We start from the raw sequence: 16,857 nt of genomic DNA, 5'->3' as shown, positions 1-16,857 counted from the left end.
CTAAAGCCTTAAACTTAAAGTCTTCCTTTACTTTCGCCTACCTTCTGCCTTGCAGGTTCTGAAAGTTCGATCTTAGGAAGATGCTTTTTTAATAGCTCGGTCAGCTGCGATTCAAAGATCAGTACTGTATCAGTAATTCTCTCCGAGGATCGCGAGCGTACCATCCTCTTTTGCATTAGTTTTCCAGAAAATTGAAGTGGCTCCTTCCAAAAAGGCACTCTTATTTCAACGACCGCATCCTGTCCTTCAGGATCCGGGTGAAATCGGTCCAGGGAAAAACTGAGAGATGTCCCCTCGATTCCATCCCACGTAGCTGGAAAATTCCCGGACTGGGAATGCACCTCCACTGGGACTCGGACTGTCTGGAAAAAACGGTCTTTAAATTCTTGTATGAGTTTATCCAGCAAGCTCTTTCTCCTACGCCGGCGGTTGTTCCGGTATATTATAAGTAACAAATAAGACCTAGTGCGGTGCAAATAAAATTCATTTACCCGCAAAAAAAACTCTGTTAGTTACCTATCGACCGAATTTTGAGGCGGATTATGGTATTGGAGTGTCGAAGTTACGACATTTTACCTAAAATATGAGCCTAAAAGAATATGCATTCCAAATTGCCGAGATCGCGATCGAGGCTTCTCTGCCAGAAAAGAAAGCCAGGGAGATCCTCTCTGAAATTGAGCAACCGCCTCCTCAATCTTGCATCACGACTGGGAAGTGTTTGGATCTTAATTATGCTTCCGCAATCGTAGCCTGATTTCTTCCTTTCTTTTTGGATTGATACAATGCTTCGTCAGCCTTTTCCACAAGCAAACTCAAGCTGATTCCCTTTTCAGAAACCATTGTGGACAATCCTAAGCTGACGGTGACGTGAGGGGCAACTTCTGAATTTTCATGAGGAATTTTTAATAGGCGAATCTTGGTTAGAATCTGCTCCGCTACTTTCAGTGCATTCTGGGATTCTGTATCCGGAAGAATCAGCGCGAACTCTTCTCCACCATACCTAGCTGCAAAGTCCCCGGCCCTTCTTGCTGTATCTCTGAGGACTCCCGCTACCTTTCGAATGCAATCGTCTCCGGCTTGGTGGCCATAGGTATCATTATATTTCTTAAAATAGTCTATGTCCAATAACAGCAGGGAGACAGGCTTTTGGGATCTGCCTGATCTTTTCCATTCGACTTCCAGAACTTCATCGAAGTAGCGCCTGTTCCAAACTCCGGAAAGTCCGTCGGTTCTAGAAACTCTGAGCAAGGTTTGGTAGGCTTCGGAAAGTTTATTGGTAGTATCCTCCAGATCTCTTTCTCTTTGCTTTCTTTGCACGGTTTCATGTCTTAGCCTAAGTGCAGATCGAACCCTTGCCCTAAGTTCAGTAGCTGCAAATGGCTTGGTCACATAATCGATCGCACCGAGTTCAAAAGCAGATTCAAGGGTTTGCGTATCTTGGATTGCTGTGATGATAATCACCAGCATATCCTCTAGGATTGGCTCGTGACTGAATCTCTTTAACAGATCCAGTCCGTTCAGACCACCTGGCAAAAGTATATCCAGTAATAAAAGTGAAACATCCCTCTTGTTAATCGGATTTCCGGAAAGACCCAACCATTCTAGAGCAATCTCAGGAGACTGAGTAGAAAGTACATTCGAGTGGCCTGCCCGCCTCAGGATTCTTTCTACAAGTAGACAATTCTCTGGGGCATCATCCAGAATCAAAATTAAATCAGATTCTTTCCGAACTCTTTCTGGTTTAGAAGAATCTTTCTCTCCACTCGTGGATTCGATTTCCATTTTTGGTTCTTTTGAAAAATCCAACATTTATAAAGTACTAAAAACAGGAATGAGTCAAGCTCCGTCTTGCATCGGATTCTCAATCAAGTTTTCACTACCCTATACAAAAAGTATTGGAAAGAAAGCCGTTTTTCAAGAAATCTATCCGCTCAATAGAAGTATAAATCTCTAAAGGAGCTATAGATGAGTGCAAAAGTTACTAGAAAAGAACTAATCAAAGGAGCAGGTACTGCTGCATTAGCACTTTCAGCGTTTTCGGCGCTTGCTTCGCATGAACATGATCATTCTGAAAAAAAGTCTAGTAAGAAAAAACAGAACGATTCAGGCAGCCCCAAGGGCCAGTATGAATCAGCAATGCAAACCTCCGCGGATTGTTTGGTAAAAGGAGAGCTTTGCATGAAAATGTGCGTGGAAGAACTTTCGAAAGGAGACAAAATGCTCTCCGATTGTCTGAAATCAGTTAGGGAAACCACCGCGCTTTGTAGTGCGTTTATTCAGATCGCTGGCCAAAATTCTCCCTCGACCAAAAAGCTCGCGCAGCTTTGTCTCGAGACCTGCGAAAGATGTGCCAAGGAATGTGACAAACACGCAGAGCATCATGCCGAGTGCAAAGATTGCGGTCAGGCTTGTAAGAATTGTATATCAGAATTTAAGAAAATACTAGCATAGGGAAAAACTATCTCGGCACGAGAGTAAAATGAAAAACCGTGCCGTCATTTCCAGTTTGAATATCAATCTTTGCTTTTAATTGCTTCGATAAAATGTGAATCAGTTGGAACCCTAGAGTATCCCCACTTCTGATATTTACGTTTTCCGGGATTCCCTTTCCGTCATCTCCGATCATTAACTGTATTTTATCCGTGGTATGGGTTGCCCTCACAAAGAATTTCCCTTTTTTCTCTGAACCGAAAGCGTATTTGAGAGAATTGGTGGCGATCTCATTCAGAATCATTCCGAGTGGAATCGCCTGCTCTACTTCCAATTTCATTCCATCTAAAGAAATCTCTCTGGAGATTTCTGCTCCCACCCCGTACACGTTCCAGAGATTATCCAACAGCTTTTCTACGTAGAGTTGAAATCCCACCTCTGCCAAGTTTTTGGAATTATAAAGTTCATTGTGAACCAAGGACATGGAGTAAATTCTGCTCTCTGTATCCTTTAATTGCCGATTGACTTCCTTGCTCCTGGTATAATTCGCCTGTAAGTTGAGAAGGCTCGCCATAATTTGTAAGTTGTTTTTTACTCTGTGATGGACTTCCTGCAGCAGCACTTCCTTTTCGCGAAGTGATTCCAACAAGGACTCTTCTGCCTTTTTCCATTTAGTGATATCTAGGACGATCGACATCACCACTTCCCTTCCCTGGATTGTAAACCTGTAAGATACAATCTCGGCCACCATGATGCTTCCGTCTTTCTTTCGATGTAGCACTAGTCCGGGAAGATTCTCAGATTCTGCATTTTCCAAGGCTTTCATTCCGAGCTCCGGAAGCTCATGTTCCACCTCGGAACGAATATCTCGAAAACTCATCTTAAGAATCTCGTCTCTCTCGAACCCGTAGACCTTCTCCGCCTCCTGATTCGCGTCCAAAACTTCGAGAGTATGATAATCGTACAACCAGACGGGATGAGGATTATTTTCAAAGAGTAGCCTATATCTTTCTTCGTTTTCCTTGATCATCGAAGACTGCTCGTTCAATTGATACATCAATCGATTCCTCTCGATCGCGTACAAAATCGATCGATAGAGCAAATGCGAATCGAATCTTCCTTTGATCAAATAATCCTGAGCACCTGCCTTCAACGCTTCGGTTGCAAGAGATTCGTCTTGCGATCCTGAACAGATCACAATCGGAATATTAGGAAATTGCTTTCGAATCGATTCGAACCCATCCAGACCGAAACTATCAGGGAGAGATAGATCTAGCAAAATACAATCCGCCGCAAAACTATTTAATTGCAAAATCGCTTCTGCAATCGTGGATGTTTCCTCGTATTTCAGAGGTTTTCCAGAGAGCTCGTTCATGTATATCGTCAATAGATTTAAATCCGCAGGATTGTCCTCTACGATCAATATCTCGTTCGTCTTTTTGGCTTCCATCGTTATCATAGCTTAGCATCCCATTCATATCGGCGGTAATGTCACTGTCGCAAACCAATACAATCGAAGCGATTGTACGGCCCCCATAAAAGCTTCCAATTCTACAGGCTTTTGTATGTAAGAATTAGCATGTAAATTATATGTTTTTAATATATCAGTATGAGAGCCGGAGGTAGTAAGAACTATGACTGGAATTTTTTTGTAATCCGGATGTTCCTTCAAATCTCGAAGCACTTCAAATCCATCCTTTTTGGGAAGATTCAAGTCCAACAGTATAATGTCCGGAGGGATTCTTTCTGAATATGCGCCGGATCCTGTTACAAATTCCAGGGCTTCTTCTCCATCCCGGACTACATGCAACTTCATTCTGGCATCCACTTCCTCGAAGGCTTCGCGAGTAAGCCTTACGTCGGTAGGATTGTCCTCGACTAAGAGCACGTTCAAAGAATCTGTAAAAGGTTCGCTCAAGTTTTCGGCCTCAATGGTAGAGTAAAATAAAACTCAGTCCCGTTTCCGATGGAAGATTCCACCCAGATTTTCCCTCCATGGTTAGAGACGATTTTTTTGCAAATCGACAACCCGATACCAGCACCAGGATATTCAGAACGATTATGCAATTTTTGGAATATAAGGAATATTTTATTAAAGTATTTCTTCTCCATTCCTATTCCGTTATCGGATATGCAGAATTGAATCATGCTTTTCTTCTTTTCCCAGGTGATCCTGACATAAGGAGGAACTTCTTTCTTATGAAACTTTATGGAATTCGCGATCAGGTTCTGAAAAAGCTGGCCAATCTGAACCGCTTCTCCAACTACGATGGGCATAGGCTCCTCGATCTCGATTTTTGCCTTTTCCGTTTCGATCGAGGTCGACAAATCGGTGCAAAGATCTTTTAGAACCTGATTGATATTGACTGGAGCCCACTCTTCTTTTCTATTCCCCAATCTGGAATAGTGCAAAAGTGAATCTATGAGCATTTGGAGTCTTTTCACCGCGTCTATGGTAATCCCGATGAATTCGAGCGCCTCTTGCTTTAAGTCCTTTGTATGCTTCTTTTCCAAGAGTTGTAAATAACTCGCAATGGTTCTCAAAGGCTCCTGCAAATCATGAGAGGCAATATATGCGAATTGCTCTAGTTCTCGATTCGATCTCTCCACATCCGCGAGTGCTTTTTCTAATGCTTCACGCGCTTTAAAGTTTTCTGTAATGTCGTTTGCTTCAATGAGAAGAACTTCTCTTCCGTCCCAATTGAAGAATTGGGCGCTGGCTTCCATTAAGATCTCGGAGCCGTCTTTTTTTCTATGTCTCGTGATTATAGCTTTATTATAACCTTTTACTGCTTTTGCGAGACCATCAATCGCCGCTTGCCGATCTTCTTCGAACTTCAATCCTAGTACTGTAAGTTTTTCAAATTCCTGCTTGCTGTATCCGTAAAGATGAATGGCAGATTCATTTCCCTCGATGATTTCAAGAGATTGCATATCCATGATGAACATGGGCCTTGGATTATTTCGAAATAGAAATCGATACCTTTCTTCGCTCTCTTCTAATCTTGTTTGAGTTTGGGAAAGGGAATGTTGTAAGAATAAGTGATTGTCTCCTTCCCCAGGAAAAAGAGAAGGATTCACTTTCTGTGACCAATGGTCATGGGAAGTAGGAGGTTCTGGCGATGATTCCATAAGCACGGTGTCCAATTTCCCTTCGGCACAGACACCATACTTGTGGCGGTTTTAAGGTTTTTGCAAGTCGTTTTTGCCGATTAAGAGACAAAGCGACTTATGTAAAATCTTCTGAGAATCTTAGATACAGATCAGTTTATAGAATCTCAATTTTCTCCATAACTACAGGTTCCACAGGACGATCCCCAGGTCCCGTTTTCGTTTCAGAAATTGCGAGAACCACGTCTTCTCCTTCTGTCACATGACCGAATACTGCGTGGCGGTTGTCTAGATAAAGATTGTCTCTTACATTAATAAAAAACTGAGACCCACCTGTATTTGGTCCCGCATTCGCCATCGAGATCGTGTACTTTTTGTTTTTCAGATCCGGGTGAAACTCATCCTGAATTTTGTATCCTGGACCTCCGGTCCCGGTTCCTTGCGGACATCCGCCTTGGATCATGAAGTTTGCAATGATCCGGTGAAAGACTAGTCCGTTATAGAAGCCCTTCTTTGCCAGTTCGATAAAATTGCCTGCGGTGATCGGAGCTTTTTCATCTTCCAACAAAATGGAAAAAACTCCACGATTTGTAATAAATCTAGCGGTTGCCATTCAACATTCTCCTTTCTGGCAGGTTAAGAATGCTACTTTCTTGAGCAACTGTTTCCCAAATTGGATCAAATTCCAGTCCAGAGCTAAGTTGTAAAAGTTAGAACTCCTCATTTCCGATATTTTAACAGAGATTAGAAAGATTCTTCTTTTCATAGCGTTCGCTCGTTTTTTCCTAATCACTAGACCCAGAACAACTATCAGGAGAATATACATAGAGGCATGGAATCTCTCGGCAAATACATACCGATCGGAAACGAAGGCTCCGTCGCCTATTGGGAAATCCTAAACCAGGAGAATAGATCGAAATCGATTCGACACTGGATGGAAAACTGGGCAGCCCGAGGTGTCAAAACTGTCGTTTGCATTTTTTCCGAAAAGGGATCTTCTGTAGTCACCACTTTAGAAGAATCTCTACATTCCAAAGAATGGAAATTATGTGCTTTGGAAATTCCTCCCAAGCCTGAAACGGACGAATCAGTATATCTTTCTTCTCACCAAATCTTAGAACTCGCAGGAAAATCGAATCTAGTCTTTCTGGTTCCCGAGGAACTTGCGGACCGATGGGAGCAATTATTGGGGAAAATGGTGATCACCTTTCAACCTCAAATCTCAGAAGCTGAACTTCAGAGCTGGCTGCCTAACCTTTCCCAAGAGAACGCAGCCTGCGCGATTCAGAACTACAGGAACTTTTCCCGGAATGCAACCCGACCTAAAACGTACGAAGAATCAAATCGAGGAGAATCATCTATTTTTGTGAGGGAGCTCCCACTGACCCTCCTGGGAATCGAACTGGGAAACAATTCCAACGGTGTTCATAAAATAGATTTTCGAAAACAGAACTCTCCGGCGAGAGAAGTCCAGAATTTTTCAGAAGAGGATTCCGCCGATCAAAAGCATTCCAGTTTTAACGGGGGAAGTACAGAAATCTCAGGATCGAATTCCGCCGAAGAAATTGACTCCGAGATCATCTCTATCCCAGAAAATTCTAATATTCAAAAACAGGAATCTGTTGCTTCGGAGCCATTCACTGAGCTCGAATTTGAAAGCAAATCAGTGACCGAGGCAAAAAAATCCGAGCAAACTTTTCCGGATGTTAATAAGCCCAAGACTAAAGGGAAAAAAGAGAAAGCGAAGGAAGAACAACCTGCGGAAGCTTTTTCTGAAGTACCTGTGCAGAAAAAAGTCAGGTTTCCGCTTCAGCTCAAACTCATGGGAGTCATTTCTCTTCTACTAACTGTCACAGTCACGACTATCATTCTTTTTGCTTCTAGCAAATTCAAAGAGGATTATGAAGTTCGAATCTTAGAAACAAACTTCAATCTGGTAAATATACTTGGTTCCAAAATCAAATCCGACCTGAAAGATATATTAGATAAAGGTAAATCTCTTGCCGAAAAATTATTGGACCCGAAAGGCCCCGGAGCCTACGCAGATCTGTTCTTCCGAAACGAACCGGACTTTTTGCTCGTCGGAATCTATAAGCCAATCGGTAAAAAACTGACCAAAGAAATAGTACTCTACAACGACTCTTATCTTGACGGAATCGATTCTAAACGCGAGGAATTGGACTTTGCGGTCAACTCTCTGCAGGAAACATTCTTAAAAACTTCGAATTCCGGAGAAAGGATCGATAACTTAACCGGAGAGTTCAAAGAACCTATATTTTCCGTTTCCGTCTTTGATTCTTCCAAAAACAAACTGTTCTTATTTATCCTCAGATCTGAAAGATTACTCTCCTCTTTTCAAAACCAAGGGATCAATCTTCCGTTCTTTTTGAACGGAGACGGAGACGTGATCGCACACCACGACCCTCAATTACTTTCGGCAAAAACCAACTGGGCTGATCTTCCTCTTTTCGAGAGTATGCTTTCTTCTGAGTCGGACAATAAGCAGACCAGGTACAAAGACAAATCCAATATTTCCTACTATGGCTCTTTTCAAAAAATGGGCTTTGGAAACTCAGCAGTATTCGTAACAGTCTTAGAAGACAAGATCTTTGAACAAGTATATAGAATCCAGACTCAAAACTTGCTCATCATGGCAATCGCACTATGTATCGCTTTGATCATCGTATTCTTTATCGCGAAGAATATTACGATTCCATTATTAGCTTTGCTGAAAGCCACCGTCGAGATCACAAAAGGAAATTTCCGGATCGGAATCAAGCCTAGTACGAAGGACGAAGTCGGACTACTTACCGAGTACTTTGTGAACATGGGCAAGGGCTTGGAAGAAAGGGAAAAAGTGAAAGACGCTCTAGGTAGATTCGTAAACAAAGAAATCGCCGAACTAGTGTTAAAGCAGGAGCTCACTCTCGGAGGAGAGAGAAAACAATGCGCGATCTTTTTCTCGGACATTCGCTCTTTTACTGCAATCTCCGAAAAACTGGAACCAGAAGAAGTAGTAGAGTTCCTGAACGAATACATGACAGAAATGGTTCGCTGCGTGAACAATACACAGGGAGTGGTCGATAAGTTTATCGGAGACGCGATCATGGCCACTTGGGGAGCGATTCGCTCCACGGATAAGGATGCGGAAAATGCTGTAAACGGTGCTTTACTGATGAGGGCCGCGCTTATCAAATTCAACCAGGGCAGAGGCGGAGATAAAAGGCCGATCATTCGAATCGGTTGCGGTCTGAATTACGGTCCTGTGATCGCCGGACAAATCGGTTCCGAAGAACGTCTAGAATATACCGTGATCGGCGATGCGGTCAACCTTGCGTCCAGAGTAGAAGCCTTGAACAAACCTTTCGGTACCGATATACTCATTACACAGGATCTATACGAAGTCGTGAAGGAACTATTCGTAGTAGAGAAAATGAAATCGATCAAAGTAAAGGGCAAGGTCGAACCTCAAGTCATCTATGCTGTGTTAGGCAGAAAAGATGATCCGAATCATATCAAATCTCTTTCTGAACTCCGGGCCAAGCTCGGAATAGAATGGAGTCCTTCCAAATCTTCAAAAGCGGGAGATTCGGAAGAGGAAGTAAAGTATGAAATACTTGACTGAAGGGAAATACGTAGTAACCGGCCTCGTACTACTCTTACTCTTTTTTGTCGGAGCCTTGGTCGCTCATATCCGTTCGGGAGTAAAGACCAGCAACAACCGAGTAGTCGGTGAAATAAAATTCAAAACTAGGAAAATTCTTCGCAAGTTAGACCAGGAAGTTGTGTGGGAAGAAGTAGAAGTACTCACTAAGATCAAAAACCGGGACACGATCCGTACGGACGAAGGATCAGAAGCAATTTTAGTATTGATGGACGGAGACGTAAAAACTGAAATCAGGCTAGATGAGAAAAGTATGATACTCATCGAAGATCCTTATAAAATCAACTTTGTGACTGGATCGATTTCCGCCTCAAGTTCAGGAGGAACAAAACAAATAGAAATCGCCTCGGGGGATACGAAGATTTCGCTGGATCAATCGGATGTCAAAATCTCCAAGGATGAAACCCAAGCACTGAATCTACAAGTGGATCACGGAAAAGCTAAAATCAGTTCCGAATCCGGAGAACAAACTTTGACCGACAACCAGGCCGCAGAATTAAAGGGAAACTCGGTGCAGGTGAAAAGCCTTTCTTTGGATCTGATTTCTCCGGAAGATCAAACCAGTTTTCCTAGCGAAGATTCATTGGCGGCGGTGAACTTCCAGTGGAAACCGTCTCAAGGAGTAAAATCCTATCGCTTAGAAATCGCATCCGATCCTAAGTTCAAAAATAACTTGAAGAGCGTCTCGACTCAGTCTACGGAGACTGGAACCAGGCTGAATTCCGGATTTTATTATTGGCGGGTCACTGCGGCAAATCCGGTCACAGGAAAACAAGAATACAGTCCGATTCGTAGCCTAAGACTCTCCGCGTGGACTCCTCCTAGAATCCTGTCTCCGTCTCCAAAAGAATCCTTTGACTATACGAACGAATTCCCTTCGATACGATTTCAATGGAAGCAAGCTGAGTTGCCCGCCAGCTACACTTTAGAAGTGGCGAACGATCCAGGTTTCAAAGCAATTCTATACACTGCAAAGTCCGGAACCGGATTTGCAAAGTGGGAGCCTAGTTCGGAAGGAACTTTCTATTCCAGAATCAAAATGTCTTCGGAACGGCAAGGCTTTCCTGAGCTACAATCGGCAGCTATTCTCTTTTCCGTACGAAAGTTAGAACAAATAGAACCACCTAAGCTTCTAAAACCCTTAGACCAAGAGGAGTATGCATTCAAAATTTTTAAAGCGAATGGCTCCTTCTTTAGCTGGTCTTCGAGAAAGGAATACAAAAATTATCAATTACAGATTTCTGAAGAACCGAATTTTCAAAACATAGTTGCAAAGTTCGATACAGCTTCCAATTTCTTACGGCCGAACTTTGAATGGAAAGAAGGAACGTACTACTGGAGAGTAAAAGCTAATCTTGCAGAAGAAAGTTCCAATCTTTCGAACGTACAATCATTCCGCCTCAAACCTCTGGATAATTTGAAGTTATCTTATCCCTCCGACGGGCTACAGTTCGGTCACCCAAGTGACGGAAAAATTTCTTTTCGGTGGGAAAGGCCAGACCCCTCCGGAGTGTACCATTTGCAGGTGTCCAAGGAATCTTCTTTTGCAGATTCGCTGGTAGACCAAAAGCTCAAATCTGGATCCTTTTCTGCTAATTTGGAATCGCCAGGGGAATATTTTTGGAGAGTACGTCTCATTGCTTCCAACGAGGAGGTCCTACTTTCCAGTCCTTCTTATAAATTCGTAACCTCGGATGACACCCCGTTTTTAACTCCTGTTTATCCGAGGGACAATGATAAAGTGGATCTAAACAGTAAGGATGCGCTTTCGTTTTACTGGGAAACACAGGGAGAAGTAGATTCATATGCCCTGGAACTATTAGAATTTCATAATAAACATTGGAAGCAAGTGTTCAAGAAAGAAGTCAAAAAGGAATCTTTTGATTTCAGGGATTTGTACCAACTGAAAGATGGAAAGTACCAGTGGAATATCAGCGCGAAATACAAGGATAAGGCCGGGAAATCCCATTTGACGATTCCGATCCGAAAAGAATTTACGATTATTCTTTCGTCTACTCTAAGGGCGCCGGAAATTTTAACTCCGAGAGAAATTTATGTGGACTGATCGAAGATTCTTACCGTCGATCTATCTGTTGGCAATCTTGTTTTGCTCCATATTCTCTTTTCCTTTAAGCGCAAAAGAGGATGGAATCAAACTAGAGTGGAAGCCGATCGCTGAGGCAGGCGGCTATCTAGTCGAAGTGAAGGATTCCTCCGGCAGGATCCGAAGAGAGAAAACGAATTCTACGTCGATTCTTTTGGATCTACCTGCGGGAAATTACGAACATAGAATCGGAGTATTAAATCGCTACGGCAGAGTATCTGTCTTTTCTTCCTGGATACCGTTCCATGTAATCTTTGCTAGACCTCCGGAAATCACAAGCCAGACTCAAAATAAATTCTTAACCAAGGATCTCCCAGAATCCATCGAAATCAAAGGAAAGTATTTATCAGACGTGACCAAGGTGGTTTTGAAAGATCGGAATGGGAAAGAGATTCCATTGAAATCCGTAGAATTTAGAGAGCCGGACATTCTCATCATCACCATGGATCCTTCTAATCCGCCGGAAGGTTTGGTATCGCTCAAATTAGAAAATCCGAAAAACAAAGTAACGGAACTTGGTGAATTTTTAGTGGTCGCAGAAACTCCAGAAAAATTGGCCGAGTATCTAAAAAAACCGGAGCCTAGTCCGCCCTTCCCTTGGCCTGCATTAGCCAGGTCTGCGGTTTTACCCGGCTGGGGGCAAGCTTACCAAGGAAAGTCGAACACACGATCTTTTGCATTTCCAACTTTGCTAATAGTTGCCGGTGTATATACCGCAACTAGAGCCGACGCTTATACGAAATCGTTATCCGAATTAGATTCGGCGAGACAGACAAACTTACTTTTGAGCACAAACGCTGTTCAGTCAGGAAACACAGCGCTATTCCCTTTGGCTATTGCCAATTATGCAGGAATACCCGGAAAATATTCAAAGGCAGTCGGCGAATACCAAAACCTGCAAGTATCTCTTGGCATTTTGGGAATAATTTATTTAGCAAATCTGCTCGACGTTTCATTTTTTCCCGGACCACAATCTGTAAAGATAGAAGGAACGAATACGGACGTAACTTGGAATCCTCTTGTCCGGTCTTCCTACTCGGGCGGAGTTCCTACACCCGGACGGGGATTTGCCTCTGCGGATTCAAAAATTTTACCCGCTGGATGGGAACTCGGGGTGCAATTTTCATGGTAGATACTTGTAGTACTTATTTAAGGACTTTTCCGTGAAATTGTTCCTGCAAACAGCGAAACGCGCACGCCCAATTTGTCTTCGGGCGATTTTGGTCCTGCTTTTCGGATGCGGCAGCTTTACTGCATGCTTCAAGCCTCCTGCTGCCGAAAGTGTTTTTGATTATCTAGTCTTTTCTAATTTCAGCTCTGCAGTGAATGTGCCAATTGCAGTCCAAGTGCAAGTTACCGGAATGACCGGAGGTACTCTCGTAGTCTCTGACGGGCAAAGTCCCAATCTAACATTTACCGCTGATGGAACCCAATCTTTTGGTACCAAGCTTCCGTCATTTTCTACGTACAATGTCAGCATCGTATCTCAGCCTGTCGTAACTCCGGCAAGGACCTGTCAAATCACGAACCCTAGCGGAACTGTACTCGGTCCAGCTACGATTGTACAAATCCAATGTGCCTTGGCTTTCTATTCTGTCTCCGTACAAGTTTCCGGTGTGTATTCCGGTGCGCCAGCCGGCTTGATTCTGGAAAACAACGGCGCTGATAGGCAGACGATCAACTCTGGAAATGGTACTTATTCTTTTCCAACTACGATCGGAGACCAACTCGCGTATAACGTAACAGTGGTACAAAATCCTGTAGGACATACCTGCGTATTCAAGACTACTCCAGCTAACTCAGGTACCATGAATGGTGCCGCGATTACACTTAGACTGAATTGCTTGAGCTCAATTCTAGTCACGCCCGGATCTGTGTTACAAAATTCTGATAAAATCGTTTTTAGAATTTCGGATCCAAACGTTTCTGGATGTACCGTAGTCGCTGGTTCTCCGGGTGGAGCCACTTACAATATTAATGGAATCGCAGGCTTTACGATGGCATTCCAAAACAACCTTGCAGGAACTACAGACTTCGTGATCGGACCTCCGGGAATCAGCCCTGGGGACTGGGGAATGGTTTCTCCAGCGACTGCCTATGTCGCAGTCAGTGGATGCCAGGATTCTGCAGGTAACATTATTAACGAAGGCGTTACTCCGATCAGCGCTGTATTTAACGTAATTCCTGCAATTCGCTATGTAAACGCATCCGGTGGATCAGATTCAAACACATGCCAGACACCTGGAGCACCTTGTCTGACAATCGGTTCCGGTGGCGGAATCACGAAATGCGGATTAGGGTTTTGTTATATATTGGTCGCAGGTGGAACCTACAACGTAACTACTCCGATCACTATTTCCGGAAAAATTTCTATCGTAGGCGCCTATAATAACACATTCACTTCCCAAGATCCGATCGGGAACCCGACGATCATAAGTGACGTAAATCCAGCTTGCGGGACCTCCTACCCGGGAGCAGTATGTTCCGCCATTCGCATCACTAACTCTACTCTGGCTGTAAATGAATGGATAGAACTCAGAAAATTGAGAATCGAGGCAAACAGAACCGGACAGATAGTTACTGGAGTTTACATCGATAGCGCGGCTCCGTTGGGCCAATTCTATCTAAGAGAAAATTTGATTACCGGAATGACCAAATCAACTGCTTTTGCAAACGGAGACGAAAGGTACGGGATCATCGTTCGAGCTTCCCAAAACGTAAACATTCTTTTCAATATTATCTCTGGAGGTGCGGGAGGAGGAATTTCGGCGGGAGTACTAGCGGACGCGGTTTCAGCCGAGACTGCAATTCACAGTAATCTAATCGACGGAGGTTTTAGTAATAATGGAAGCGGCTTATACGCAGCGGCCATTGATGTAAGAAACCCGATCGCAAACAATAATTTTCTCATCGGCAAAAACCAAATCAATCCGTTCCAGTACAATGGAGGAACTCCGCCTGCTCTCAGATCCAATATTACCTTTGGAGTAAAAATTTCAGGAGTCGGTTCTTCGAATGCTCTCTTTATCGTAGCAAACTCCATCTTTACCGGAGACGGCATCACAGGAAGCACTGCAGTAGCCTATCAAAATCCGGGCCCCACTTTACAAGTGAATAACAATCTGTTATTCGGTTATGGCGCAACCGGATCTTCTATCGCATTAGATGTTACGAATTCGCCGGTCGGATCTCATTTTTCCTGGGCGAACGATTACTTTGCAGGAACACTTTTAAGAATGTCTTTCACAATTCCATCGACTGTAGCCTATTGTGATACACCGAACGCGGACTTTTCCACAACTTTAGTGGCACCTTGTTCAATCATCACTCCTCCGCTCGGAAATTTTGGAACGCTTGTTTCTTACAATCGACAAGTGCAATTTCAGACTCCAGGTACACTGAACGATATTAAATATTTCTTACCTAAGACTAGTCTACCTTTCCCTCCGTGTCAGGTCGTATTCGGAGGCTTGATGCCACCTCTACCGGGAAACTTTACGAATATCATGAATTCGGATTTCTTAGGAGTAGCTCGCACTGGAGCAAACGGATTTACTGTGGGAGCGTTTGAGCTAGATCCTTCTGCTTCTAGCTGTGCTCCTTAGTAGCTAAGGTTTCCCACTCTGAAACTTTTTCATTCAATTCAGATTGGATCTGGGAAATTTTGTCTCCGGTGGATCTTGCAATATCCGGAGCAGCGGAGCCGGATTGAAGTAGATCCATGCATTCTTTTAATTCCGATTCCAGGTGAGTGATCTCGGCTTCCAAAGATTCTAATCTTCTTTTTTCCTGATAACCCAGCCCCTTTTTTTTACTCGGAAGTTTCTCTTGCTTTTCTGAGTCTGAACTCGCATAGGCACTGTTTGAGGAAGATTTATTTGATTCAACTTGCCTCTCAATTTCCTTTTTGCTTCCCGATTGCTTTTCCTGGTATTCCTTGTATTCCAAATATTCGGAGTAATTTCCGGGAAACTTCTCTATTACTCCCCCCTCTTTCATTATGAAAAGATAATCTACTACTCGGTCCATGAAATAGCGATCGTGCGAAACTGTCAAAACCACTCCCGGAAAATCCTGGAGAAAATCCTCTAACAACGATAAGGTCCTGATATCTAAATCGTTGGTCGGCTCATCTAACACCAAGAAATTCGGGTTCTTCATCAAAATCATTACCAAGTATAACCTTCTCTTTTCTCCACCGGATAACCTTTCTATTTTAGAAGCCTGGAGTTGAGAAGGGAATAGGAATCTTTCTAAAAATTGTGACGCACTAAAAAGCGTTCCATCCGACATTCTAACCGAGGGCCCGACTTCCTCTTTCACATAATCCAAGACCCGTTTTTCGGAAGGAAGATCTTTGGAGGTTTGGTCAAAGAATCCAAACGAAGTATTTAGGCCAGCAGAAACATCCCCACTGTCAGGGGTCTCCCTGCCTACAATAAGATTCAAAAAGGTGGTCTTGCCCACACCGTTCGGGCCTACCACTCCGATTCTCTCCTTCAGTTTAAACAAATAGGAAAACCCGCCCACGACCTGCTTATGATAGGATTTTCGAATATTCTTTAATTCTAATATTTTGGAGCCGAGTCTCCTGCCTGATACTGAAAAATCCAGAACGATATCTTTTCCAGATTTCTTTCGATCCAGTACTTCTTGGATTCTGTCTGTTCTGGCCTTCTGTTTTGTACCTCTCGCTTTTGGTTGTCTTTTCAGCCATTCCAGCTCGGTTCTCAGAAAAGATTTTCGTTTAGTCTCTTCCTTTTCCTGGATTTGTTGCATCTCGACTTTCTTTTCTAGATAAGAATCGTAATTTCCGGGAAATACTCTGAATCCACCTTGGTCTATTTCCAAAATGCGAGTCGCGACTTCCTCTAAAAAATAACGATCGTGAGTTACGAGTAATACTGCTTTCTTAGTCGATTTTAGATATTCTTGAAGCCATAGAATTGCCTCTATGTCCAAATGGTTGGTAGGCTCATCCAACACTAGTAGGTTAGACTCTTCAGATAGCGCATGAGCAAGTGCAACCTTCTTTACCATCCCTCCGGATAACTCTCCCATGGTTCTAGATGTATCAGAGATATTTAATTCTCTTAATAAATTCTTAATTTCTGATTCGAGCCCCCAAGCCTGCTTACGATCCATTTCGGACATGGCTTCGTGGTATTCGGATTCCAACGCTTCCTGGTCAGAGTCTTGTCCCCCCAAAGCCTCGCACGCCGATTCATATCTGCGTATTGTAGCAAGAAGCGGCCCTTCTCCAGAAAGTATATGCTCTAAAATTGTGGTTTTTGGGTCGTAGGCCGGAAACTGCGAAAGTACGGATACGACTAGGGATCGATTTTTCAAAATCTTTCCTTGGTCTACTTCTTCATTTCCGACTAACATTCGTAAAAGGGTCGATTTCCCGGATCCGTTGATTCCTAATAAACCGGTTTTTTCGCCCTCTTCGATTCCGAAACTGACGTCCTGGAAAAGTAGTTTGTCCCCTATCGTTTTGGAAATTCTATCTACTGAGATTAAGTTCACTTGCCCGTCCTAGTACAGG

12 protein-coding genes are annotated in these 16,857 nt (G+C 43.3%); 5 read left to right on the top strand and 7 right to left on the bottom strand.

Annotation, left to right across the window (positions count from 1 at the left end; all coding sequences use genetic code 11):
* Nucleotides 1-14: 14 nt before the first annotated feature.
* Together CH373_RS05660 and CH373_RS05655 are read right to left on the bottom strand one after the other, a co-directional pair.
* The gene (locus CH373_RS05660) at nucleotides 15-407 is read right to left on the bottom strand and encodes a hypothetical protein (protein WP_100713120.1); all 393 of its coding nucleotides are present in this window, start codon (nucleotides 405-407) and stop codon (nucleotides 15-17) included.
* Between the two features lie 322 nt (nucleotides 408-729).
* Nucleotides 730-1,782 carry a GGDEF domain-containing response regulator gene (locus tag CH373_RS05655; RefSeq protein ID WP_100713156.1) on the bottom strand — a complete coding sequence of 351 codons (1,053 nt, stop codon included), beginning with the start codon at nucleotides 1,780-1,782 and terminating at the stop codon, nucleotides 730-732.
* A 183-nt stretch (nucleotides 1,783-1,965) separates the two neighbouring features.
* Here CH373_RS05655 and CH373_RS05650 point away from each other — a divergent pair, with 183 nt between their 5' ends.
* On the top strand, nucleotides 1,966-2,451 hold the full coding sequence (locus CH373_RS05650) for a four-helix bundle copper-binding protein (protein WP_100713119.1): 486 nt from the start codon (nucleotides 1,966-1,968) through the stop codon (nucleotides 2,449-2,451).
* A 7-nt stretch (nucleotides 2,452-2,458) separates the two neighbouring features.
* On the opposite strand, the gene CH373_RS05645 is transcribed toward CH373_RS05650, so the two are convergent.
* The 4 genes from CH373_RS05645 to CH373_RS05630 all read right to left on the bottom strand — a co-directional run bounded on the left by CH373_RS05645 (nucleotide 2,459) and on the right by CH373_RS05630 (nucleotide 6,154).
* Complete coding sequence (locus CH373_RS05645) at nucleotides 2,459-3,889, bottom strand: sensor histidine kinase (protein WP_100713118.1); 1,431 nt, start codon at nucleotides 3,887-3,889, stop codon at nucleotides 2,459-2,461.
* 15 nt (nucleotides 3,890-3,904) lie between these two features.
* Nucleotides 3,905-4,348, bottom strand: coding sequence for a response regulator (locus tag CH373_RS05640; protein ID WP_207761447.1), 444 nt, complete (start codon nucleotides 4,346-4,348; stop codon nucleotides 3,905-3,907).
* Nucleotides 4,345-5,562 carry a sensor histidine kinase gene (locus tag CH373_RS05635; RefSeq protein WP_100713117.1) on the bottom strand — a complete coding sequence of 406 codons (1,218 nt, stop codon included), beginning with the start codon at nucleotides 5,560-5,562 and terminating at the stop codon, nucleotides 4,345-4,347. Before CH373_RS05635 ends, CH373_RS05640 begins: the two co-directional genes overlap by 4 nt.
* A 136-nt stretch (nucleotides 5,563-5,698) precedes the next feature.
* Entirely contained in the window at nucleotides 5,699-6,154 is a 456-nt protein-coding gene (locus tag CH373_RS05630; RefSeq protein WP_100713116.1) for a peptidylprolyl isomerase, read from the bottom strand.
* Between the two features lie 219 nt (nucleotides 6,155-6,373).
* Here CH373_RS05630 and CH373_RS05625 point away from each other — a divergent pair, with 219 nt between their 5' ends.
* The 4 genes from CH373_RS05625 (at nucleotide 6,374) to CH373_RS05610 (ending at nucleotide 14,914) form a co-directional block, all read left to right on the top strand.
* Nucleotides 6,374-9,166, top strand: coding sequence for an adenylate/guanylate cyclase domain-containing protein (locus tag CH373_RS05625; protein ID WP_100713115.1), 2,793 nt, complete (start codon nucleotides 6,374-6,376; stop codon nucleotides 9,164-9,166).
* Nucleotides 9,150-11,270, top strand: a complete 2,121-nt coding sequence (locus tag CH373_RS05620; protein ID WP_100713114.1) for a fibronectin type III domain-containing protein — start codon at nucleotides 9,150-9,152, stop codon at nucleotides 11,268-11,270. The genes CH373_RS05625 and CH373_RS05620 overlap by 17 nt, the downstream gene beginning before the upstream one ends.
* Nucleotides 11,260-12,441, top strand: coding sequence for an LIC11435 family protein (locus CH373_RS05615; RefSeq protein ID WP_100713113.1), 1,182 nt, complete (start codon nucleotides 11,260-11,262; stop codon nucleotides 12,439-12,441). Before CH373_RS05620 ends, CH373_RS05615 begins: the two co-directional genes overlap by 11 nt.
* Before the next feature lie 88 nt (nucleotides 12,442-12,529).
* Nucleotides 12,530-14,914 (top strand): hypothetical protein, encoded by a 2,385-nt coding sequence (locus tag CH373_RS05610; protein ID WP_100713112.1) that lies wholly within the window; start codon nucleotides 12,530-12,532, stop codon nucleotides 14,912-14,914.
* Here CH373_RS05610 and CH373_RS05605 read toward each other — a convergent pair.
* Nucleotides 14,898-16,838, bottom strand: coding sequence for an ABC-F family ATP-binding cassette domain-containing protein (locus CH373_RS05605; protein ID WP_100713111.1), 1,941 nt, complete (start codon nucleotides 16,836-16,838; stop codon nucleotides 14,898-14,900). The genes CH373_RS05610 and CH373_RS05605 overlap by 17 nt on opposite strands.
* Nucleotides 16,839-16,857: the final 19 nt, after the last annotated feature.

It is taken from the genome of Leptospira perolatii (assembly GCF_002811875.1).
Lineage (GTDB): Bacteria > Spirochaetota > Leptospiria > Leptospirales > Leptospiraceae > Leptospira_B > Leptospira_B perolatii.
This window is presented reverse-complemented; position numbering and strand designations above follow the sequence as displayed.

Excerpts from the sequence above, each read along its gene's own strand:
- CH373_RS05630 (WP_100713116.1), bottom strand. The coding sequence starts at position 6,154 with ATGGCAACCGCTAGATTTATTACAAATCGTGGAGTTTTTTCCATTTTG.
- CH373_RS05650 (WP_100713119.1), top strand. The coding sequence starts at position 1,966 with ATGAGTGCAAAAGTTACTAGAAAAGAACTAATCAAAGGAGCAGGTACT.
- CH373_RS05625 (WP_100713115.1), top strand. The coding sequence starts at position 6,374 with ATGGAATCTCTCGGCAAATACATACCGATCGGAAACGAAGGCTCCGTC.
- CH373_RS05635 (WP_100713117.1), bottom strand. The coding sequence starts at position 5,562 with ATGGAATCATCGCCAGAACCTCCTACTTCCCATGACCATTGGTCACAG.
- CH373_RS05620 (WP_100713114.1), top strand. The coding sequence starts at position 9,150 with ATGAAATACTTGACTGAAGGGAAATACGTAGTAACCGGCCTCGTACTA.
- CH373_RS05615 (WP_100713113.1), top strand. The coding sequence starts at position 11,260 with ATGTGGACTGATCGAAGATTCTTACCGTCGATCTATCTGTTGGCAATC.
- CH373_RS05645 (WP_100713118.1), bottom strand. The coding sequence starts at position 3,889 with ATGATAACGATGGAAGCCAAAAAGACGAACGAGATATTGATCGTAGAG.
- CH373_RS05655 (WP_100713156.1), bottom strand. The coding sequence starts at position 1,782 with ATGGAAATCGAATCCACGAGTGGAGAGAAAGATTCTTCTAAACCAGAA.